This window comes from Streptomyces sp. NPDC001401, from assembly GCF_042895385.1.
In the GTDB taxonomy this organism is placed as follows: Bacteria; Actinomycetota; Actinomycetes; order Streptomycetales; family Streptomycetaceae; genus Streptomyces.
In genome coordinates this window covers 36,563-56,066 of the sequence record NZ_JBIAWI010000020.1, presented here as the reverse complement: position 1 = coordinate 56,066, position 19,504 = coordinate 36,563, and the positions used below count along the sequence as shown (strand labels likewise).

Genomic DNA, 19,504 nt, shown 5'->3' with positions numbered 1-19,504 from the left:
CGCCGAGGGTCGGGAAACGTCCGTGCTGCCTCAGGGGCAGCCAACGTCCCCGCGGCCCGCCCCGCATGCGGACCGCCTCCGGGCAGGTGACGGATTCCTTCGTCCGGCCCATGCCGCAGGGCCGGCACGCCCGTCAGCCGCCGGTCGTCACCGTCCGCTCCGCCGAGAAGCCTCCCCAGGTTCGGTCGGGAAGCCTGGCCCGGATCCGCACGCGATGGGTCACGCCGGCGTCGCGTCCGACGTAGAAGGAGTACGACCCCCGGTCGCGCGGCGCGTCCCCGCCGTACACCAGGGAGGTGGCCGCCCGGCCGTCGAGGCGGATCTGGTACTCGGTGACCACGCCGTCGGTGCGCGGCGGGATCCAGTGCAGATCGAGGTAGTACGCCCCGTCGGCGCGGTGGCTCGTCGCGCGGAAGGCGGTGGGCGCCGTGTTCCGTCCGTCGTCGGAGCCCGGGGTGGTGAGGCGGACGGTGGTGCCGGGAGGCGAGAGGTTGTCGGCCGCGTCGCGGGCCCGGACGGTGAAGGCGTAGCGGGTGCCCGGTCGCAGCCCGGTGACCACGGTCGCCGTCTGCGCCCCGCCCACACTGTGGATCTTCGCGGTGCCCTGGTAGATGTCGTACGACAGCACCGCCCGGTCGTCCCTCGATGCCGACCAGGACAGCTCGACGGCCCGGTCGGCGACCGCCCGGCCGCGCACCTTTCCCGGGCGGGTCGGGGCCGTGTCGTCCGCCGCCACGGCCGCCGCAGTCGTCGCCCGCACCGGGCGGCCGGGCGGCCCGAGCCGGCCCTCGGTGTTGCGCGCCCGCACGGTGAAGACGTACGAGGTGGACGGCCTGAGCCTGGTGACGTCCACCATGTGTTCAGAACCGGGCACTTCCTCGACCTTCGTGGTGCCGCGATACACCTCGTAGACGCGGACGCGCGGGTTCGCGGACACCGCGTTCCACATTACGTGCACGCTGCTCGAGCTGCCCGCCGCCGCGGTCACGCCCGCGGGCGCCGCCGGCAGCCCGCCGTCGTCGTCCCCGGCGTCGCCGCTCCGACCGCAGGACCCGAGCAGGGTCAGTGCGGCGCAGAGCGCGAGGGATCGGTACACGAGCACGGTGTCGCGACGCACGGCTCCGCCTCCCCGGACGACACGTCGGCAATGGTCCGGACCAATATGGCGCGAGTGTTGCGGTCACATCAAGAGGCTGTGGTGCGGTCGCGGGGCGTTGGTGACCGCCCGCCGGAGTTACGTATGCTGAAGCTCCTCACGGCTGAACTCTCCCTGAGGGCTGGTGAGTTCATGCCGGTGGCGCGGGCCGCTGTCGTCGCTGTTCCCGCGCCGGACGCGGGTGGCCGGGCCGCCGGAGCCGACACGGGCTCAGGCGCCCGGCCCCTGCCGGACGTTCGAAGACACGCCACGCTGTGACCCGCCTGGAGCCGTGCGGCGTCCGGTCCGCCTACGGTGGCCCAATGATCGCTACGGAGCCGGAGCGGGCTGACCGCCCGTCAGTGCCCCTTCGGGAAAGGGCTTCTTATTGTGCGTGTCCAGTCGCTGACCCTGGCCCTGGCCGGTGCCGCCCTGCTCGCCCCGCCGATGCTGTCCGACGCCGCGGCCCACGTCCGGGCGGAGCCGGCGGCCTGGCGCGAGGGCGACGTCCGGGCCGCCGACCTGCTGGCCAGGGTGCGTGACTGCACCCAGATCTCCCACGGCCGCTTCCGCAGCGACGCCGGCCGCCCGGCCTCCGTCGCGGTGTGCGGCACCCGGCGCGCCGTCTTCTGGAAGGCCGACATGGACATCGACTGCGACGGACAGTCCGGCTCGCGCTGCAACCGAAGCACCGATCCGACGTTCTCCGAGGCCACCGCCTACCAGCAGTCCGACGGGCGCTACTTGAGCGCCGAACGCCTCCCGTACATCGTCGTGCCTGCCGCGAGCCGCATCTGGGACCGCCTCGACGACGGCGTCCGCGGCGGATCGGTCGCCGCCGTCGTCTACCGAAACCGTGTCCAGTACGCGGTCGTGGGCGACGTCGGCCCGGACGACATCATCGGCGAGGCTTCCTACGCCACCGCGAAGGGCCTCGGCATCCCCCCGGGCCCGAGCGGCGGCGGCACGCCCTCCGGAGTCACCTACATCGTCTTCAAGTACTCGCAGGTCAAGCCGATCGAGAGCCATGCCGCCGCCGTCGCGGTGGGGAGGCGGCTGGCCAAGCAGTTCGTACGCGGCGGATAGGCGCCCGGGGGCGTCAGACGGCCGCCCACCCGTTGTCGACCGGCAGGATCACGCCGTTGATGTTGCTCGCCGCGTCCGAGGCGAGGAACACGATCGCGGCGGCCTGCTCCTCCGGCTGGGACACGCGTCCCACATTGCCCATGTACGGGCCGAGAGCCGCCGGCCCGTCGGCGCTCTGGTCGATGTCGGGGATCATCCCCGTGGCGGTGCCGCCCGGGGCGATGGCGTTGGCGCGGACGCCCCGGTTGCGGTACATCACCGCGAGGGACCTGGTCAGGCCCACGACTCCGTGCTTCGAGGCCGTGTACGCGGCGCCCGCCGCGCTACCCCGGATACCGGCCTCGGAGGCGGTGTTCACGATCGCGCCCCGGCCCGCCTGAAGCATGTGCGGCAGCACCGCCCGGGTGAGCAGGAAGGGGGCGGTGAGGTTGACCCGTATGACCCGCTCCCACTCGGCGTCGCCCACGTCCGCCAGTGCCGACATGCGGTCCATGATCCCGGCGTTGTTCACCAGGACGTCCACGCCGCCGAAACGCTCCACGGCCGTCCGGGCCACCTGGTCGACGACGGCCTGCTCGCTCAGGTCGCCCACGACGGCGATGGCGGTGCCGCCCGCCTGCTCGATCTCCTTGACGACCTTGCCCGCACCCTCCGCGTTCAGGTCCGCGATCACGACCCGGGCCCCCTTCGCGGCGAAGGCCAGGGCGGCCGCCCGCCCGATGCCCGAGCCCGCTCCGGTGACGATGACACTGCGTCCGTCGAATCCGCCGGCCATGTGGTGCTCCTGTTCCCGTGGGTCTTGGTGGGCACCACCCTACGATTTAATGTCTGCGAGTGACATAAAGTCGTGGGGGAGAATTCCGGAAGAGTGATCACCGGAATCCGGAGGACTGCATGGCCGCCGCCCGCGGACGCACTGGACGACCGCCCCTGACCGACGAGCGCAAGGCCGAGATCCGGTACGAGATCGCCCGGGCCGCGGTGGACCTGTTCGTCACCCAGGGCGTCGCGGCGACCACCGGCGAGCAGATCGGGCAGGCCGTCGGCGTCTCCGCGCGTACCGTGTGGCGCTACTTCCCCAGCAAGGAGGCCTGCGTACGGCCGCTGTTCACGGCCGGCATCGAAATGATCGCCGCCCGGCTGCGGGAATGGACGCCCGGACAGCCCCTCGAGGACATCTTCGCGCCGGAGCTGACCGCGGACCTGGGCGTCGTCGCCGGCCCCGACCGCGCCACCGTCGGTGCGCTGGTACGGCTGACCCGCACCGAGCCGGACCTGCGCGCCGTCTGGCTCCAGACCTACGACGAGGCGGAACCGGCGTTCGCCCGCGCCCTCGCCGAGCGCGCCGGGCTCCCGCCGGACGACCTGCGGCCCACGATCCAGGCGGCGATGTTCAACGCGGCCCTGCGCGCGGCCGTCGAGCACTACGCCTGGCGCACCGCCGGCGCCGAGCCCGACCGCGCGACGGCGGAGGCCGAGCTGACGGCAACCATGCGCTCGGCCCTCACCGTCGCCGCGGAGGGACTCGGATAGCGGGTGTCAGACCTTCCGGTAGGTGTACGCCTCCGCGGCCGCCGCCTCCACCGCTGCCAGGTCGGCGCCCGTCGCCGCCGTCACCACCGCGGCCACCGCCCCCTCCACGAACGGGGCGTCCACCAGCCGTGTGTTGTCGGGGAGTTCGTCGCCCTCGGCCACCAGCGCCTTCACCGTGAGCACGGCACTGCCGAGGTCGGTGAGCACGGCGACCCCGGCACCCCGGTCCACGGAGGCGGCCGCGGCGGCGATCAGCTCCGAGCTCGTGCCGAGCCCGCCGCCCTCGGTGCCGCCCGCCGCGGCGACCGGCACCGACACCCCGCCGCCCGCCAGCCCCTTGGCCAGCTCGGCCACGGACGCGGCCACCTCGGCGCTGTGCGACACCAGCACGATCCCGACCTGCTTCCCGTCACTCACCGTCGGCCTCCGCGAGAGCGGCGACGAGCAGCGCCGACGAGGTGGCGCCGGGATCCTGGTGCCCGATGCTGCGCTCCCCGAGATAGCTGGCCCGGCCCTTGCGGGCCTGCAACGGCGTCGTCGCGAGGGCGCCCTCCTCAGCAGCGGTGCGGGCCGCGGCGAAACCGCCGTCGTCGAGCGCGTCCACGGCCGGCACCAGCGCGTCGATCATGGTCTTGTCGCCCGGCGCGGCGCCGCCGAGCGTCATGACCGCCTCCACCCCGGCCCGCAGCGCCTGGGCGAACTGCGTCTCGCTGACCTCACCGGCGTCCCCGAGCGCCTTGCCCGTACGGCGCAGCAGCGTGCCGTAGAGGGGCCCCGACGCGCCGCCGACGGTCGAGATCAGCTGCCGCCCGGCGAGCGTCAGGACCGCACCGGGCGTGTCCGGCGCCTCCTTCTCCAGCGTCGCGGCCACGGCCCGGAACCCGCGCTGCAGATTGCTGCCGTGGTCGGCGTCCCCGATGGGCGAGTCGAGGGCGGTGAGCCGTTCCGCCTCGCGGTCCACGGACGCGGCGGTCACCGTCATCCAACGGCGGAAGAAGTCGGCGTCGAGCACTGGATCTCCTTGCGTGGTAGGTACGTTGACACCTCGGCGCGCCGGGCTACATGCCCCAGCGCAGCCCCGGCGTCTTCACCGGCGCGTCCCACAGCCGCAGCAGCTCCTCGTCGATCTGGCACAGGGTGACCGAGGCACCCGCCATGTCCAGCGAGGTGACGTAGTTGCCCACCAGCGTCCGGGCCACGGCGACACCACGCTGGGCGAGCACCCGCTGCACCTCGGCGTTGAACCCGTACAGCTCCAGCAGCGGCGTCGCACCCATGCCGTTGACCAGGACGAGCACCGGGTTGCGCGGCGGCAGGTCCTCCAGGATCGCGTTCACCGCGAACTCCGCGATCTCGCCCGACGTCATCATCGCCCGCCGCTCCCGGCCGGGCTCGCCGTGGATGCCGATGCCCAACTCCAGCTCGCCGGGCGGCAGATCGAAGGTGGGGCTGCCCTTGGCCGGCGTGGTGCAGGCGCTCAGCGCGACACCGAAGCTGCGGGAGTTCTCGTTGACCTGCCGGCCGATCGCCTCCACCTGCTCCAGCGGCCGCCCCTCGTCCGCCGCCGCGCCCGCGATCTTCTCCACGAACAGGGTGCCGCCGACGCCGCGCCGCCCGGCCGTGTAGAGGCTGTCGGTGACCGCCACGTCATCGTTGACCAGCACCTTGGCGACCCGGATGCCCTCGTCCTCGGCGAGCTCGGCCGCCATGTCGAAGTTGAGCACGTCGCCGGTGTAGTTCTTCACGATGAACAGCACGCCCGCCCCGCTGTCCACGGCCGCCGCGGCGCGCGCCATCTGATCGGGAACCGGCGAGGTGAACACCTCGCCCGGGCAGGCCGCCGACAGCATGCCGGGACCCACGAATCCGCCGTGCAGCGGCTCGTGCCCCGAGCCGCCCCCGGAGATCAGGGCGACCTTTCCGGCCACCGGGGCGTCCCGCCGCACGATCACCCGGTTGTCCACGTCGACGGTCAGCTCGGGATGGGCGGACGCCATGCCCCGCAGGGCGTCCGCGACCACGCTCTCCGGCACATTGATCAACATCTTCATGGGTTCCTCCTGGTCAGACGCGTGCGGTCCTGATCCCATACCGGGCGCCGGCCGCTCGCCGGCGTCATCGGCAGGTCGTCGGTTGCGCTCGGCGAACAGATCGGCAGCCTCTGTCGGCAGTATCCGTGCTCGGGCGGCGCAGGTCACGTGTCCGGCGGATCCCGGCGTGCTCCGCGGGCGGGCCGCCCGGGCCTGCCGCGAAAATCCCGCCTGCCCGCGACGCCCGGCACGCGCCCCATCCTCGAACCGGCTTCGCACGGCTGGGACGGGGGGACACCTTCGCCGCACCGGGCACAAGCCCAAGAACATCCAGTACGAGGGCTTGCACCCGACACGCCGAGAGCACCCACCGACAGCGACATCAGCCGCTTCCACGGCGGGCGCACGGACCGCCCTACGGGCAGACGACGGGGCCTTCCCGGCAGGCCCTGGGCGCGACGGCCCGTCGGCACCGGCACGGCCCGGTCGTCAGCCGGTCTTGTGCCCCCACCGGGGGCCGACCAGGTCCCACTCCCTGCCCCACTCGTCGATGCGCCGCCGGTCCAGGCACCAGCGTGCGGCGCCTGTGGCCCCGAACGCGATGCCGGTGACGGCGAGTGCCGACGCGGCTCCCAGGAGTCCCGCTTCGCCGGCAGCATCGGTGCGGCTCGGCGGCCGGGTGGTGAGGTTCCCCTGCGTGTCCGTCCAGAGCACCGTCGTGGATCCGGCCCTGAGTCCGCCCTCCACCAGGGTCTTGCCGGTGCGGGCGGATCCGTCCGTTCCGGTCCAGCGGACCTGTGCAAACGCCCGGTAGCTGTTCGCCTCGGAGGGTGGAGTGTCCGTGAGGAGCACGGCCCGTACGGGGGCGCGCTCGGCGCGCTGCTGCGCGAAGACGTCGTCGGCCGCCCGGGCCGTCAGCACACCGGCGAGCGTTCCGCCCACCGCGACCAGCGCCCAGAGGGCCAGCACGAGCCACGCCTCGAGAACGTCGTCGCGCCTGCGCAGCGGGTTGGCCCGCCACCGCCACAGCCACCTCGTCGTTCGCCTGCCGCTCCGCATCGGTGCGCACCTCCTCGTCGTCACTTCGAGCAAGGTGACAGCCGGCGGCGCGCCGGGGCATGGGCCGGACAGGGGGAGTCGTGGGGCCGACCGGGACCAAGTCCGCCACGCGGATGGGCCGTTCAGCCCCGCCCTCGCCACCGTCGTCATCAAGGCCCTGACCGGCCACCTGCCGGGGACCAACGGCCTCTCACCCGGAGGCCGAAGGACATCGGTTCCTGTTCCGAAACCCGTGCGCGAGGAGGGCACCATGCGATCCGTGCCCCTCGACGCCGAGACCCTGGAAGCCTGTGTGGCGGCTGCGGTGGCCGCGCCCTCGTTCTTCAACACGCAGCCCTGGCGCTTCAGACTGGACCCCGACACCGTCACCTACGAGGTGCGCGCGGACCCGGAGAGCAGCTTGCATCATGCCGATCCGGCCGGCCGAGCGCTGCATCTGCCGGTGGGGGGCAGCGCCCCCACGGTGGGAACCGTGCGACCGCCTTCACGGGTGCCAGTCACGCGCGGTGCGGGGGCCGATCGGTCCCCGGCAGGGACATGAGACCTCTGCTGCCTCACCCGCGGCGCCCGGAAACTGGCCTGGCGTCCCCGAAGGAGGTCCGCACATGCCCACCATCACCGTCGGCCTCGACGGCTCACCGCAGAGCGTCGCCGCCGCCGACTGGGCCGCCCGCGAAGCAGAGCAACGCGAGGCAGCCCTGTGTCTGCTGCACGCCTGGGAACAGCCGCCGCACCTCACCGCGCCGCTCGCCGGTGTTCCCGCGCCGGGAGCGATCGACAGGGAGCAGGCATGGGCCCAGACCCTGCTGTACGAGACACAGTCCCGGCTCGCAGACCGCCACCCCGGTCTGCCCATCGGCACCGAGCAGACGGGGGACCAGCCCGCGTCGGCCCTGCTGGCCGCCGCCGACGAGTCCGACCTGCTGGTCCTCGGATCCCGGGGCCTGGGCACGGTCGCCGGGTTCCTGGTCGGCTCCGTCTCCCGCGCCGTCGTGGCCCGGGCCGCGCGGCCCGTCGTTCTCGTCCGGGCCGGCGAGCGGGTCCAGGACGAGCATCTGCCGGACGCCTCGGGCGGCGCATCCACCACCACCCCGTACCGCGATGTGCTGCTGGGGCTGGACCTGGACAACCCCGGCGACGAGGTCATCGGCTTCGCGTTCGACGCCGCCCGGCGCCGCGCAAGCGGGCTGCGGGTGGTCCACGGCTGGAGCCTGCCGGCCTCCTACGGCTACGGCGCCGCCATGGACGTCGGGCTCAATGAGGAACTGGCCGAGCAGGTGCGGCACGCGCTGACCGACGTGCTGCGGCCGTGGCGGGACAAGTTCCCCGGCGTCGACGTGAATGCGCAGGCCGTGATCGGTGGCGCCGGCCGTCATCTCGTGCACGCCTCACACGACGCGGCCCTGGTCGTCGTCGGCCGCAGCGAACGCCACACACCGGTCGGCGGCCACATCGGCCCCGTGGCCCACGCAGTACTGCAGCATGCCGTCGCACCGGTCGCGGTGGTGCCGCACGGCTGATCTCCCGCCGTTCGCCGGAACGCCAATTACCGTCCTCGTAGAGCCCGGTTCGGGCTCGTGGCCTCCGGGGCCGGTATGACTCGTTAGCCCTGTCCTTGATGATCCGGGGAGCGCTGTCGCCGGTCCTGGCGGCGCTGTTCGCCCGCGTAGGCGCAAGGGGAAGGTCCTGGTCGTGGTCGACCAGTCGGCTTCCATCGGCACCCTGGCGGTGACCGTCGCCCGCGCTTGTGGATGCGAAGTCGCCTACCTGCCGGGCCTGTCGATGCGCCGGCCGGCCGATCTGCACCCCGGCACCGGCAAGACCGACACCCGCGACGCCTACGTCATCGCCGATGCCGCCCGCACCATGCCCCACCTGCTGCACTCCATCGACCCCGACGAGAGCGTCCGGGCCCGAACCGACCATGATCCTGGGCCACGACAACGACCTCACCCAGGACGCCACCCGCACCTCCAACCGGCTGCGCGGACTGCTCACTTCCATCCACCCCGCCCTCGAACGCGTCCTCGGGCTCCGCCTGCGGCACCCGGCCGTCCTGACCCTGCTGCAGCCCTACGGCTCCCCGACCCGGCCGGCCCAGGCCGACACCGACCAGATCATCACCGCCCTGCCCGAACAGGCGGTGCAGGTCCCAGGCTCCGGCTCGGCCGGGGAGATCGTCTCCGGCCTGGCCGAGGCCCTCGTGGTCCTCCTCAAGCGCCGGGACATCCTGGAGACCCGCATCGCCGCCCTGCTGGCGGCCCACCCTCTCGCGAAGGTCCTGACCTCCATGCCCGGGGTCGCGGTCAGGACCGGTGCCCGCATCCTGGCCGAGGTCGGCGACGCCAGCGCGTTCCCCACCGCCGCCCACTGGCCTCCTACGCGTGACTGACCCCCACGACACGTCGTTCGGGCACCTCCATCCGGGGCGAAGGACTGCCCCGCGGCGGCGACAAGACGCTCAAACGGGCCCTGTTCCTGGCCTCGTTCGCCTCGCTGAGCAGCCTCGAATCGCGGACCTACTACGACAGGAAACGGGCGGTGAACATGCGCCACAACGCCGCGCTCATCTGCCTCACCCGCCGCCGCATCGACGTCCTGCACGCCATGCTCAAGCACTACACGCTCTACCAACCCGGGCACGAACAAACAGCCTGACGAAGCCCACAGACCTTGACCGAACAGATAGAAGCACCCCCCGAGAACGGGCGGAGGCACCAGCCGGTCCGCAGGACACGGCTACCCGCCGCCTGAGCACGGCCCGCTGCTGCTCGAGGTACGGATGGCGGGTCGAGGTGAGTCCGCGACTGAGCGGACGGGCCGATAGCGGGTCACCAACTCGGCCCGGATCCGGAGCACGTGCTTCATCTCCAGGTTGAACCACGGCGTGAACTCGGCGCGGTAGTGGAGGAGCGCCTGCGGGTCCGTCACGCGGCTCGCGGTGCCGGTGACCATCACGCTCCAGCAAGAGCGCGTGTCCTCGTCGATCCGGTCGGCCTCGTGCACCACCACCTCCGAGGCAGACGCGGTGGCCGGCAAAGCCTGGGTGAAGCCAACAGCCATGGACACACTGGCCAGCAGAGTGTGCGACTCCTCCCGGCCCAGCTCGGCCATACGGGCGCCAGGAGTAGAACGAAGAGAGAGAGGGGGCTGAGCATTCGTCGCCAGGGTGCCCCCCTCGGGTCCTGTGGACGGCCGAAGGGGGAGTTCCTCGGGGCGCTCGGCCCCTCCACGGGGAACCGCGTTCAGGTCGCCAGGTGAGTACGGCGCGATGCGCCGGTCTCGGGTGTTGCGGACGTGTCGTCCACCCGGTGGAGCAGATCAGCGGAGACGTCGACCACCCCGTCCACGCCTCGGCACAGGCGCACGACGACAGGGACGAGGGACTTGCGCTCGACGGTGCCCTTCAAGGAGACCCGGCCGTCCACCACGCGCAATGTGATCGCCTCGGGTACGAGGCCCAGAGTGCGGGTGAGGATCTCCCGGGAGATCTCCTCACGGATGGCCTGGTCCCTGCGCAGGAAGACGCGGAGCAGATCGGCCCGGCTGATCACTCCGACCAGCCTCCCGGCCTCGTCGACGACCGGCAGCCGCTTGACCCCGTGACGCTCCATGACCTGGGCGGCTTCCACCACCGTCCACTGCGGCCTGGCGGTCACGGCCGGGCTGTTCATCAGCCCCTCGGCCGTCGATGCCTCCGCCTTCGCCCGGGCGGTGGGCTTCGGGTGCAGCACCGGCAGCAGGCCGGCCGGGTCCAGCTGCGCCGCCTCCTTGCGCAACAGGTCCGCTTCGGAGACCACGCCCACAGGGCGCTCGTCGTCGTCCACGACCGGTACGGCGGTGATGTCGTACTCGGCAAGGAGTTTGGCGATCTCCTTGAAACCGGTGTCCCGGCGCACCCGTACCACCGATGTCGTCATGAGGTCGCTCACCATCCGGTGCCGCATGGCTCCCGCCTCCTCAAGTCGTGTGCCTTCCTCTCCCTCCACTCTCTGCCGCCGCATAGCGTTCCCGCATGGGCCGGTCGGCCCCGACCGCCTCCCGATCAGCCCGAACGGCTCCGAAGCACTCTTCGTCGACACGATCGAGGTGTCGGGGCTCGGCAACCGGAGCTGTCTGGTGTCCCAGCGTGCCAGTGCCTGTCGCCAGTGGTGCTCCTCGGCGGCCTGGATCGTGTCGGTGCCGACGGCCTGTTTGAGGGCGAAGACCAGCCCGGCGCGGATGGACTCGACCATGGCGGGGGGTGCCGCTTTCCTCGCGGGCGACCGGGTCGTCCAGGTAGCGGTGGCCGAGCGGGTCGACGAAGGTGACGGTTCCGCCGCCGGGCGTGGTGGGCACCTGGTTGCGGACCAGTTCACGGCGTACGACGAGGACCCCCGGAGTCTGTGGACCGCCGCCGAACTTCTGCGGTGACAGGAAGACCGCGTCCTTGTGGTCGCCCGTGCCGGGCTCGCTTTCCGCGACCCGGATCGGGATGTAGGGGGCGGCGGTCGCGTAGTCCCAGAAGGAGAGGGCACCGTGCGCATGCGGCAGTCGCGCGATGCGGTCGGCGTCGGTGAGGATGCCGGTGACGTTGGAGGCGGCGGAGAAGCTCCCGATGCGCAGCGGCCGGTCGGCGTACCGTCGCAGCCCCGCTTCGGGGCGGTCCAGGTCGATGTGGCCGTCGCGGTCCTCGTCGATGACCACTACGTCGGCGATCGACTCACGCCAGGGCAGTTCGTTGGAGTGGTGCTCGTACGGCCCGACGAAGACCACGGGGCGCTCGGCCTCGGGCGGCTTCTCAGGACGGCGCAGTTCCAGAATGGCGAGCAGTTTGTTCACCGCCGAGGTGGCGCCAGAACCACAGAAGATCACCAGGTCGTCCTCGGCGCCTCCCACCGCGTCGCGGATCATCCGGCGGGCGTCCTCGCGCAGCCGGGTCGTCTGCAGACCGGTGCTGGAGCTCTCCGTGTGCGTGTTGCCGTAACGGGGCAGCACCTGCTCGCGGACGAAGTCCTCGATGAAGTCGAGTGAGCGGCCGGAGGCGGTGTAGTCCGCGTAGACGATCCGCTTCGGGCCGTACGGGCCGTCCAGCACCTCGTCGTCTCCGATCAGCCCGCCCCGGATGTGTTCCAGCAGGGCCGACGCGGCCGGTGCCGAGGACGTGCTCATGGTTCCAGCTCGATGTCGATCTCGGGCAGCTGCCGGAGGGTGTTGTGCACCGTGCAGTGCGAGGCCACGGCCAGCAGGGCCGCCCTGCGCTGCACGGGGAGTTCCGGCGGCGGCAGGACCACGACGCGCAGGGAGGCGACGCGGGCGGGGCGGTCGGTGGCCATGGTGAACTCCGTACGGACCCGCAGGCCGGTGCGGGGCAGGTCGTGGCGGTGCAGGTAGCGGCCCGCGTAGAAAGCGATGCAGGTGGCCAGGGAAGCGGCGAACAACTCGGTGGGAGTGGGGGCGGTGTCCGTACCGCCCGCATCGGCGGGCTGGTCGACCTGGAGACGGTGCCCGCGGATGTCCACCGCGTAGGCGTCGTGATCGACGTGGGTGACCTCGAAACTGTGCACGTCCGCGTAGTGCTGCCGGTTCGTGCTCAGGGACTGCGGTGCGCTCCCGCTCATGGCCCGGCCCTTCTCGCTGTGCCGACTCCTGCCACTCTCCAGGGGACCGCGGACGGCGCGGCTGATCGAGAGGCCGACGGGGTGCGGCTGGAGCCGTTCGGCCCTCGTGCGAGGCGCCGCAGCTGTATACCCTGCCGGGTATTTTTCAGGGGCTTGGCAGCGAGCGAGCAGAGTGTGGGTGCTGTGGGGGCGAGGTCGAAACATACCCCGGTGGGTACCGGGGTGGGGACTTGCGGCCCATGCCCCGCCTCCATCACCCGCACAACAGTGGGGACATGGGCAAACACATCGTGATTCTCGGCGGCGGAACAGCCGGCACCATGACGGCCAACCGCCTGCGTCGCACCTATGACGAGAGCGAGTACCGGATCACGGTCGTCGACCAGGACGACGACCATCTCTACCAACCCGGACTGCTGTTCGTCCCCTTCGGGCTGGCCCAGCCCCACCACCTCGTCCGGTCCCGTCCGCGGCAGCTGCACGACGGTATCGACTACAAGCAGACACGGATCGAGCGGGTCGACCTGGACGCACGCACGGCCCACCTCGCCGACGGCGTCCGGCTGACATACGACGTCCTCGTCGTCGCCACCGGAGCCGCGTTGCTGCCGGAGGAGACCCAAGGGCTGACCGGTCCCGGCTGGGGCGAGAACGTCTTCACCTTCTACGACCTGCCCGGCGCCGTGAGCCTGCACGACGCCCTGGAGCACTTCGAGGGCGGACGGATCGTGGTGGATGTGGCCGACCTGCCGGTCAAGTGCCCCGTCGCGCCGCTGGAGTTCGCCTTCCTCGCCGACTGGTACTTCCAGCGACGCGGCATCCGCGACAAGGTCCAACTGACCTACCTCACCCCGCTGGACGGCGCTTTCACCAAGCCGGTCGCGGCGAAGGCGCTCGGCGGCCTGCTGGCGGACAAGGGCATCAAACTGGTCACCGAATTCACGCTCGGCGAGGTCGACGGCAAGGGCGGCAGGCTCGTGTCGTACGACGAACTCCAGGTGCCGTTCGACTTGGCGGTCGTCGTGCCGCTGCACGGTGGAGCGGAGTACGTCGGCCGCTCTCCGGGCCTGGGCGACGAGCTCGGCTTCGTGCCCGTCGACCCGCACAGCCTCCAACACCCCGACCACCCCGAGGTGTTCGCGATCGGCGACGCGGCGGGCCTGCCGGCCTCCAAGGCCGGCTCCGTGGCCCACTTCGAGGGCGAGGTGCTGGTGCACAACATCACCCGGTTCCTCGCCGGCCGGCCACTGGACGCCTCCTACGACGGGCATGCCAACTGCTTCGTGGAGACCGGCTTCCACAAGGCGCTGCTCATCGACTTCAACTACGAGACCGAGCCGCTGCCCGGTCACTTCCCGGGCTCCGTCGGCCTGCCGCTGCTGAAGGAGTCGCACGCGGGCCACCTCGGGAAGCTCGCCTTCGAGTGGCTGTACTGGCACAGCCTGCTGCCCGGCCGGGAGCTGCCCGGTATCGGCTCGGCGATGCCCGAGCACGGCAAGAGGCACGCCCACGCCTGAGGACCTGAGGACCTGAAGAGAGGAGAACACCGTCATGCCCACTGCCACCTACGACGAGACGGCCGTCCCGGTCGACGACGAGGGTTTCTTCACCGACCCAGCCCGGTGGACCGAGCCCATGGCCGAACAGATCGCCCGCGAGACCGGCATCGAGGCGCTGACCGACCGGCACTGGACGGTCATCCGCTTCATGCGCGAGCAGTACGCCGCCAAGGGCACCGGCCCCACGGTCCGTGTCCTCGGCAAGACCTCCGGCGTCACCGTCAAGGAGCTCTACCAGCTCTTCCCCAAGGGCCCGGCGAAGACCGCCGCGAAGATCGCCGGGATCCCCAAACCACGCGGCTGCATCTGAGGAGCGTGCCGGTCATGGCTGACACCGCCACCATCGAGAAGGTCTCGATCATCGTCTCCAAGGGATCCCTGGAAGGGGTCTACCCGGCCCTCATCATGGCCAACGGCGCCCGCGCCGAGGGTATCGAGGCCGACCTGTTCTTCACCTTCTTCGGCCTCGACGCGATCACGAAGAAGCACTGGGAGCACATCAAGCTGGCCACCGTCGGCAACCCCGGTCTGCACCTGCCGACCCTGCTGGGCGGGATGCCCGGCGTACCGGACCTGATCACGCGGTACATGGAACGCAAGATGGACAAGCTCGACATCCCGCCGATCCCCGAGTTCATCGAGATGATCTCCGACACCGGCGCCGGGATCTACGCCTGCAAGGCGTCCGTCGACCTCTTCGAACTCGACAAGGACGACCTGGTCGACCAGGTCCAGGGCATCATCACGGTCGGCGAGTTCTACGAGCACGCGGCCGGCGGCCAGATCATCTACACCTGAGATGCCGGCGCCGTACCCGGTCTGCCGGACAGGGCGCGGCGTGTGCCGACCGTGGCCGCCCGTCCCGACGAGGAGTCGTTCGGGCTGGGCGGCCTTCTGGCCCTGCTGTCCGGCGCCGGCGAGTTCGTCCACCGGGCAGGGCAGGCCCGGCGAGTCACCTGATCGTGTTCGACGGAGAGCGTCACCGGACACCGCGACCATCAACGGGCCGCCGCCATGCTCGCCGCTCGCCCGTCCGGTGTCGCCGTCCTGGGCTGGACCGCTGCCGGTCAGTCGTCCGACAAGCCGGTGCTCCGGCTTTGTCGTTTGGAACTCTCGGGCGACAGGGAGTAGTGCGGATCCCGGAGTGACCCGGATCAACGCCGACGTCAGGAGGAAGGGGCGCCCTTCCGTGACGGTTCGACGGGTTCGGTGGCGCGCTCGGCCAGGCCGGCGTGCAGGAGGAGCAGGCGGGCCAGGTCACGCGCCTCGTCGGCGGTGAGCGCCGCCCACACTCCCGGCTCGCCCCCCTGGTCCCGGCCCACGTTCAGGGTGACCCGGCTGATGGGCCGGTCCGCAGGGGCGAGCCGCAGGCGCCGCACGGCGATCCTGCGCCCGCAGCTGGTCACGAGAGAGGTGTCATCGGTCGTAGGTGGCCGCTCACGTCCTGCCGTCGCCATCACTCTCACTCTCCTCCGCCGGGTCGGTGACGGTCCCGCCGGGCGCCCTCTTGCTCGAATACTCTGCGGGGTATAAGAAACAGCACCGCGTGGGGCTGGATTGTTCCCCACTCGCCTGCACTTGGCCGGTCTTGGGCGAGCCTGGGCGGGGTGAGGCCATGCTGGGACACGGCGGTGGGTGGACGGCTGACTCCTCACCTGTCCGCCGGTGACGCGGGCCGTGGGGCACGTACGGCGCGCCGCCCTCGCGCGCGCCGCCGCAGGAGCCGACCTCGTCATCGGCCGCTCCGCACACCTCTTCCGCGGCGTCACCCGCCAAGTCCTCTTCGGCCTCGGCGATTACGCCGACCATCCGGCCCTGCGCAACGACCTGGGCCTGCTCTGGCCTGCCACCTACGACGCGCACGCTGTGCAGCGGACCGAGGTGGTCCCGACCGCCCTGGACCACTGTCGCACGCGCCTCGCCGACCGGGCCGAGTGCGATTGGGCCGCCGACCGACTCACCCGTGCTTGCGCCGAACTGGGCACCTGCGTCACCAAGCAGCACGGACGTCTGACCGTCGCATGGCCCCGCGCGGCGGCGCGGACGAGCTGATCTCCGGGCCGATGGGACCTCCCGGAGGGCCGACCGGCCCTCGCGCAGGCCGCCCCATGCCCGATATACCGATACGAAACGACACGCTCCACGCCGGGGCCCGTCGTCCGAAGTGCCGATCGCCGGTACGGAGACGCCCCCGGTCAAGCGGAGCCGAGGACCGCCCCGCCGAGGAGTCCGGCGCCCTCCGTACGGCCATCGGTGCGCGGCTCGTCCATCCCCGCGTACCGGTCTCGTGCCCGACGCCGACGGCACCTCGACCATGGCCACCACCCTGCCGGCGCCACCCGAGAAGGTCTGGGCCTGGCTGGTGCAGATGGGCGGCGACCGCGGAGGCTGGTACAGCTGGGACTGGCTGGACCACTACGGAGAACCCAGTGCGGACCGCATCGCGCCCGAGTGGCAGCACCTGGATGAGGGACAACGCCTGAACGCGGCACGGGATGGCCAGTCCTGGTTCACCGTGGCCCGCGTGGAGCCGAACCGGACCCTGGTCCTGCGCTCGGACCTGAGCCTGCCCTCCGGTCACTCCTTCGATCCGCAGTGGGATGTTCTCCCGACGGCGCGCATGGACGGGATCTGGGGCTTCCACCTGCGGCCGGCCGCCGACGGCGGCACCCGCCTGGTGGTCCGCACCCGCGGCCAGAGCCGCCCCCGACCGCTGACCCGGCCACTGGACGTGCTGCTGTGGGAGCCCGCGCACTTCCTCATGCAGACCCGCCAGTTCCACAACCTGCGCACCCGGGTTGGTGCGGCAGCCTGACCCGGCATGGAGCCTGCCCGTGGCAGTCGATCACCACTGTCTGCCCGGCGGCCACGGCCGCGGCGTGCAGCAGCAGTCGGTAAGCGTAAGATCCCGGCCCGCCGCCCAGGCCTGAGCGGGCGGGCGGTGAGAGCCGGAGTTCTCGATGCAGCAGTTCCGGCGCCTGCTCCTGCCCCCTGCCCGTCCTGGCCCCGTACACCGCAGCGCCGGTCGGTCTGCCGGCGGCCACTGGCCGTGACCTCCGCGCCACGCGACGAAAAGCGACGGAAACGACACCGGCTCAGCACACGCGTTTCGGGTGCGTCCCATTGGAATACCGAACGACTCGGTTTAGTTTTGTCTAAGGTCGGGTGCACTCCCGTGCTCGGCCCACCAGAAAGGACTCACCCGCATGCGTTACGCAGTTCTCGGCACCGGCATCGTCGGTCGGACCATCGCCGCCAAGCTCGCCTCCCTCGGTCACGAGGTCGTCATCGGCACCCGTGACCCCGATGCCACTCTCGCCCGCAGCGCGCCGGACGCCATGGGCAACCCGCCGTTCTCCACCTGGCACGCGGATCACTCCGCTGTGCAGCTGCGGACCTTCGCCGAGGCCGCCGCCTTTGGCGAGACGGTCGTCAACACCACCGCAGGCGCCGCCGCGCTCGACGCCCTGAATGCCGCGGGCAGCGCGAACTTGGCGGGCAAGGTGCTCATCGACATCGCCAACCCGCTCGACTTCTCGCAGGGCATGCCGCCCTCGCTGAACCCGGTCAACAACGACAGCCTCGGTGAGCAGATCCAGCGCGCCTTCCCGGACGCCCACGTCGTGAAGACCCTGAACACCATGAGCTGCTTCGTCATGGTCGATCCCGGCCGTGTCGCGGGGCCGCACAACGTCTTCGTGTCCGGCGAGGACGTCGGCGCCAAGAAGCAGGTCACCGAGCTGCTGGTCTCCTTCGGCTGGCCCGAGAGCGGCGTAGTCGACCTCGGCGGCATCGAGACCGCCCGTGGCACGGAAATGCTGCTGCCGGTGTGGCTGCGCCTGATGGGCGCTCTGGGCCACACCGACTTCAACTTCCACATCCAGGGCGCCCGCTAGGTGCGGTGGGCAGCCTGAAGTCGTCGCGGCCCATCTGGCAGAGTCGACCACCGGGTGCTTGGCGCCGCAGGCTGCGTCGCGCCCTCTGGATGGCAAACCGAACGGTGCGGTTCGCTTCACCTACTCTTCGACCATGCGCATGACGAAGACCAGCAAGACGGCCGGAAGGCCGCGCTCGGCCGAGAAGGACGAGGCCATCCTGAGGGCCGCGCTGGAACTGCTCGCCACCCAGGGATACGTCCGGATGACGCTGGACCAGGTGGCGGCCGCGGCCGACGTCAGCAAGTCCACCATCCACCTGCGCTGGAAGACCAAGGCGGACCTCCTCACCGCGGCTCTCGCCGCAGTGCGCATGGCGGACGCTCCGCCGCCCTCCGGCGATGTGCGCACCGACCTCGTTGCCATCCTGGAGGACTTCGCCGCCACCGTCGAACGCGTCAACGGCATGGCTCTGATCGGTACTTGCCTGGCCGAGGAGGCCCACACCCCCGGCCTCCTCGCCCTGCTGCGCGAACGTACCGTCCTGCCCCGCCGCGCCCTGCTGCGCGATGCGCTCGAACGAGCCCGGGAAGCTGGGCAGGTGGATGCCGACGCCGACCTGGAGGCGGCGGTCTCGGCCCTGCTCGGGCCGTTCTACGCCGACTACATGGCCGGTCGCACCGGACGGCTCAACTGGGCGGAACAGGCAGTGGACCTGGTCTTGACCGCTCTCCGGCCGCGCGACAAGGGGGACTTGCCCCCAGCCGGTTGATCAATCGGGTCGGCGGCTTCGCAGCCCGCCGCGCAGCACGCCGCCGGGGTCGGTCAAGCTTCGGAGCTGGAATCCAGCCGCGGACCGGGGTTGGTGGTGAGCAAGGTGGACGACGGTCTCGCGGACAGGCCGTCATCGGTGCGCGGAAGACGATGCACGGGACCGGACTCCCGCGAACCCGGGCCGTTTCCCGACCTCGGTTCGGGCCGGTCGGCTCATGTGCGGCGGTCTACGAGGGAGTTGGCTGGGCGTGAGCACAGCGACGCTGATCCGGAAGGCAGTAGCGGTGAGTATGAGTCTGACATTGGAGTTCTGGGAGCGGTGCGCCGTTTTGCTGGTTGCAGCGATCGGGGTGACGTTCGTCCTCACCGCTGCGTGCGACACGCTTGCCGTCCGGCTCCTGAGCCGTCGCTTGCCTTCACCAACCCTGGGCGCCGGCGGGTACGGCCCCTGCAACTGCGGGAGTGCCCATGGATGCGCAGCTCCGGCGAACGCCCGGCCTCGGTGACGGGAGGTCTGACGTTCACCGGTCGACGTCCCCGCCGCATCCGACGTAGGTGATGACGCCGAGGACATCAGCAGCGCCTTGGGCTTCTCCTCCGTCTGCTGGTCGCCGGTGGCCACGGTCCGTACGGCCGATCAACGAGGTCGGAGCCCTGGATCCGGGTGAGCGCACAGCCGGAGGCGCCCGCCGTGATCGCATCGAGCAGGGCCTCCTCGTCGTCGAAGGAGGTGAGCATCGGGCAGGCCAGTTCGGGCATCCGAGAACGCGGTTCACGGCACACGTCGGTGCCGGGTCGGGGCCGTTCGGCCCTGTCGGCCCGGTGGCTTCGGTGATGTACTGCAGGTGAAGCC

The 19,504-nt window shown here is 71.4% G+C and carries 22 protein-coding genes and 2 pseudogenes; 12 read left to right on the top strand and 12 right to left on the bottom strand.

All coding sequences use genetic code 11. From position 1 onward, the window contains the following. Nucleotides 1-133: 133 nt before the first annotated feature. Nucleotides 134-1,117, bottom strand: a complete 984-nt coding sequence (locus tag ACFY10_RS44115) for a fibronectin type III domain-containing protein (protein WP_390670997.1) — start codon at nucleotides 1,115-1,117, stop codon at nucleotides 134-136. Between the two features lie 408 nt (nucleotides 1,118-1,525). Here ACFY10_RS44115 and ACFY10_RS44110 point away from each other — a divergent pair, with 408 nt between their 5' ends. Further along, nucleotides 1,526-2,221, top strand: coding sequence for a glycoside hydrolase family 75 protein (locus tag ACFY10_RS44110; RefSeq protein ID WP_390670996.1), 696 nt, complete (start codon nucleotides 1,526-1,528; stop codon nucleotides 2,219-2,221). A 13-nt stretch (nucleotides 2,222-2,234) separates the two neighbouring features. Here the strand turns inward: ACFY10_RS44110 and ACFY10_RS44105 are convergent, their stop codons facing one another. Next, complete coding sequence (locus ACFY10_RS44105; RefSeq protein WP_390670995.1) at nucleotides 2,235-2,996, bottom strand: SDR family NAD(P)-dependent oxidoreductase; 762 nt, start codon at nucleotides 2,994-2,996, stop codon at nucleotides 2,235-2,237. A gap of 119 nt (nucleotides 2,997-3,115) precedes the next feature. On the opposite strand from ACFY10_RS44105, the gene ACFY10_RS44100 reads away from it, so the two are divergent. Next, nucleotides 3,116-3,754, top strand: coding sequence for a TetR/AcrR family transcriptional regulator (locus ACFY10_RS44100; protein WP_390670994.1), 639 nt, complete (start codon nucleotides 3,116-3,118; stop codon nucleotides 3,752-3,754). A gap of 6 nt (nucleotides 3,755-3,760) precedes the next feature. Here the strand turns inward: ACFY10_RS44100 and ACFY10_RS44095 are convergent, their stop codons facing one another. The 4 genes from ACFY10_RS44095 to ACFY10_RS44080 all read right to left on the bottom strand — a co-directional run bounded on the left by ACFY10_RS44095 (nucleotide 3,761) and on the right by ACFY10_RS44080 (nucleotide 6,843). Then, nucleotides 3,761-4,171: a PTS-dependent dihydroxyacetone kinase phosphotransferase subunit DhaM gene (locus tag ACFY10_RS44095; RefSeq protein ID WP_390670993.1), complete on the bottom strand. Its 411-nt coding sequence runs from the start codon at nucleotides 4,169-4,171 to the stop codon at nucleotides 3,761-3,763. Further along, entirely contained in the window at nucleotides 4,164-4,766 is a 603-nt protein-coding gene (gene dhaL, locus ACFY10_RS44090) for a dihydroxyacetone kinase subunit DhaL (RefSeq protein ID WP_390670992.1), read from the bottom strand. Before dhaL ends, ACFY10_RS44095 begins: the two co-directional genes overlap by 8 nt. A 46-nt stretch (nucleotides 4,767-4,812) precedes the next feature. Next, a complete protein-coding gene (dhaK, locus tag ACFY10_RS44085) occupies nucleotides 4,813-5,805 on the bottom strand; it encodes a dihydroxyacetone kinase subunit DhaK (protein WP_390670991.1) in 993 nt (330 codons plus the stop codon). Nucleotides 5,806-6,273: 468 nt separating this feature from the next. Then, nucleotides 6,274-6,843, bottom strand: coding sequence for a hypothetical protein (locus ACFY10_RS44080; protein ID WP_390670990.1), 570 nt, complete (start codon nucleotides 6,841-6,843; stop codon nucleotides 6,274-6,276). A 259-nt stretch (nucleotides 6,844-7,102) separates the two neighbouring features. Here ACFY10_RS44080 and ACFY10_RS44075 point away from each other — a divergent pair, with 259 nt between their 5' ends. The 3 genes and pseudogenes from ACFY10_RS44075 to ACFY10_RS44065 form a co-directional block, all read left to right on the top strand. After that, nucleotides 7,103-7,384: a nitroreductase family protein gene (locus ACFY10_RS44075; RefSeq protein WP_390670989.1), complete on the top strand. Its 282-nt coding sequence runs from the start codon at nucleotides 7,103-7,105 to the stop codon at nucleotides 7,382-7,384. Between the two features lie 64 nt (nucleotides 7,385-7,448). Then, complete coding sequence (locus tag ACFY10_RS44070) at nucleotides 7,449-8,363, top strand: universal stress protein (protein WP_390670988.1); 915 nt, start codon at nucleotides 7,449-7,451, stop codon at nucleotides 8,361-8,363. Between the two features lie 157 nt (nucleotides 8,364-8,520). Beyond that, nucleotides 8,521-9,501: pseudogene (locus tag ACFY10_RS44065) on the top strand (IS110 family transposase); the annotation flags it as partial. Nucleotides 9,502-9,582: 81 nt separating this feature from the next. On the opposite strand, the gene ACFY10_RS44060 reads toward ACFY10_RS44065, so the two are convergent. The 4 genes from ACFY10_RS44060 to ACFY10_RS44045 all read right to left on the bottom strand — a co-directional run bounded on the left by ACFY10_RS44060 (nucleotide 9,583) and on the right by ACFY10_RS44045 (nucleotide 12,443). Further along, on the bottom strand, nucleotides 9,583-9,957 hold the full coding sequence (locus ACFY10_RS44060) for a pyridoxamine 5'-phosphate oxidase family protein (RefSeq protein ID WP_390670987.1): 375 nt from the start codon (nucleotides 9,955-9,957) through the stop codon (nucleotides 9,583-9,585). A gap of 131 nt (nucleotides 9,958-10,088) precedes the next feature. Then, nucleotides 10,089-10,790 (bottom strand): CBS domain-containing protein, encoded by a 702-nt coding sequence (locus ACFY10_RS44055; protein ID WP_390670986.1) that lies wholly within the window; start codon nucleotides 10,788-10,790, stop codon nucleotides 10,089-10,091. 13 nt (nucleotides 10,791-10,803) lie between these two features. Next, nucleotides 10,804-11,994 (bottom strand): aminotransferase class V-fold PLP-dependent enzyme, encoded by a 1,191-nt coding sequence (locus ACFY10_RS44050; protein ID WP_390670984.1) that lies wholly within the window; start codon nucleotides 11,992-11,994, stop codon nucleotides 10,804-10,806. Beyond that, nucleotides 11,991-12,443: an OsmC family protein gene (locus ACFY10_RS44045; RefSeq protein WP_390670983.1), complete on the bottom strand. Its 453-nt coding sequence runs from the start codon at nucleotides 12,441-12,443 to the stop codon at nucleotides 11,991-11,993. The genes ACFY10_RS44050 and ACFY10_RS44045 overlap by 4 nt, the downstream gene beginning before the upstream one ends. A 275-nt stretch (nucleotides 12,444-12,718) precedes the next feature. Between ACFY10_RS44045 and ACFY10_RS44040 the strand changes: the two genes are divergently transcribed. The 3 genes from ACFY10_RS44040 to ACFY10_RS44030 are packed head-to-tail and all read left to right on the top strand — an operon-like array spanning nucleotide 12,719 to nucleotide 14,800. Further along, a complete protein-coding gene (locus tag ACFY10_RS44040; RefSeq protein ID WP_390670981.1) occupies nucleotides 12,719-13,960 on the top strand; it encodes an NAD(P)/FAD-dependent oxidoreductase in 1,242 nt (413 codons plus the stop codon). Between the two features lie 34 nt (nucleotides 13,961-13,994). Then, nucleotides 13,995-14,312, top strand: coding sequence for a TusE/DsrC/DsvC family sulfur relay protein (locus tag ACFY10_RS44035; protein ID WP_390670980.1), 318 nt, complete (start codon nucleotides 13,995-13,997; stop codon nucleotides 14,310-14,312). A gap of 14 nt (nucleotides 14,313-14,326) precedes the next feature. Further along, a complete protein-coding gene (locus ACFY10_RS44030) occupies nucleotides 14,327-14,800 on the top strand; it encodes a DsrE/DsrF/DrsH-like family protein (RefSeq protein ID WP_390670979.1) in 474 nt (157 codons plus the stop codon). A gap of 368 nt (nucleotides 14,801-15,168) precedes the next feature. Here the strand turns inward: ACFY10_RS44030 and ACFY10_RS44025 are convergent, their stop codons facing one another. Next, complete coding sequence (locus ACFY10_RS44025; protein ID WP_390670978.1) at nucleotides 15,169-15,459, bottom strand: hypothetical protein; 291 nt, start codon at nucleotides 15,457-15,459, stop codon at nucleotides 15,169-15,171. Nucleotides 15,460-15,667: 208 nt separating this feature from the next. Here ACFY10_RS44025 and ACFY10_RS44020 point away from each other — a divergent pair, with 208 nt between their 5' ends. The 4 genes from ACFY10_RS44020 to ACFY10_RS44005 all read left to right on the top strand — a co-directional run bounded on the left by ACFY10_RS44020 (nucleotide 15,668) and on the right by ACFY10_RS44005 (nucleotide 18,649). Further along, nucleotides 15,668-16,054 (top strand): hypothetical protein, encoded by a 387-nt coding sequence (locus ACFY10_RS44020; protein WP_390670977.1) that lies wholly within the window; start codon nucleotides 15,668-15,670, stop codon nucleotides 16,052-16,054. Nucleotides 16,055-16,289: 235 nt separating this feature from the next. Further along, nucleotides 16,290-16,817: a hypothetical protein gene (locus ACFY10_RS44015; protein ID WP_390670976.1), complete on the top strand. Its 528-nt coding sequence runs from the start codon at nucleotides 16,290-16,292 to the stop codon at nucleotides 16,815-16,817. 391 nt (nucleotides 16,818-17,208) lie between these two features. Then, the gene (locus ACFY10_RS44010; RefSeq protein WP_390670975.1) at nucleotides 17,209-17,898 is read left to right on the top strand and encodes an NADPH-dependent F420 reductase; all 690 of its coding nucleotides are present in this window, start codon (nucleotides 17,209-17,211) and stop codon (nucleotides 17,896-17,898) included. A 133-nt stretch (nucleotides 17,899-18,031) separates the two neighbouring features. Next, the gene (locus tag ACFY10_RS44005; protein ID WP_390670974.1) at nucleotides 18,032-18,649 is read left to right on the top strand and encodes a TetR/AcrR family transcriptional regulator; all 618 of its coding nucleotides are present in this window, start codon (nucleotides 18,032-18,034) and stop codon (nucleotides 18,647-18,649) included. Between the two features lie 573 nt (nucleotides 18,650-19,222). Here the strand turns inward: ACFY10_RS44005 and ACFY10_RS44000 are convergent. Further along, nucleotides 19,223-19,443: pseudogene (locus tag ACFY10_RS44000) on the bottom strand (DNA-binding response regulator); the annotation flags it as partial. Nucleotides 19,444-19,504 lie beyond the last annotated feature (61 nt).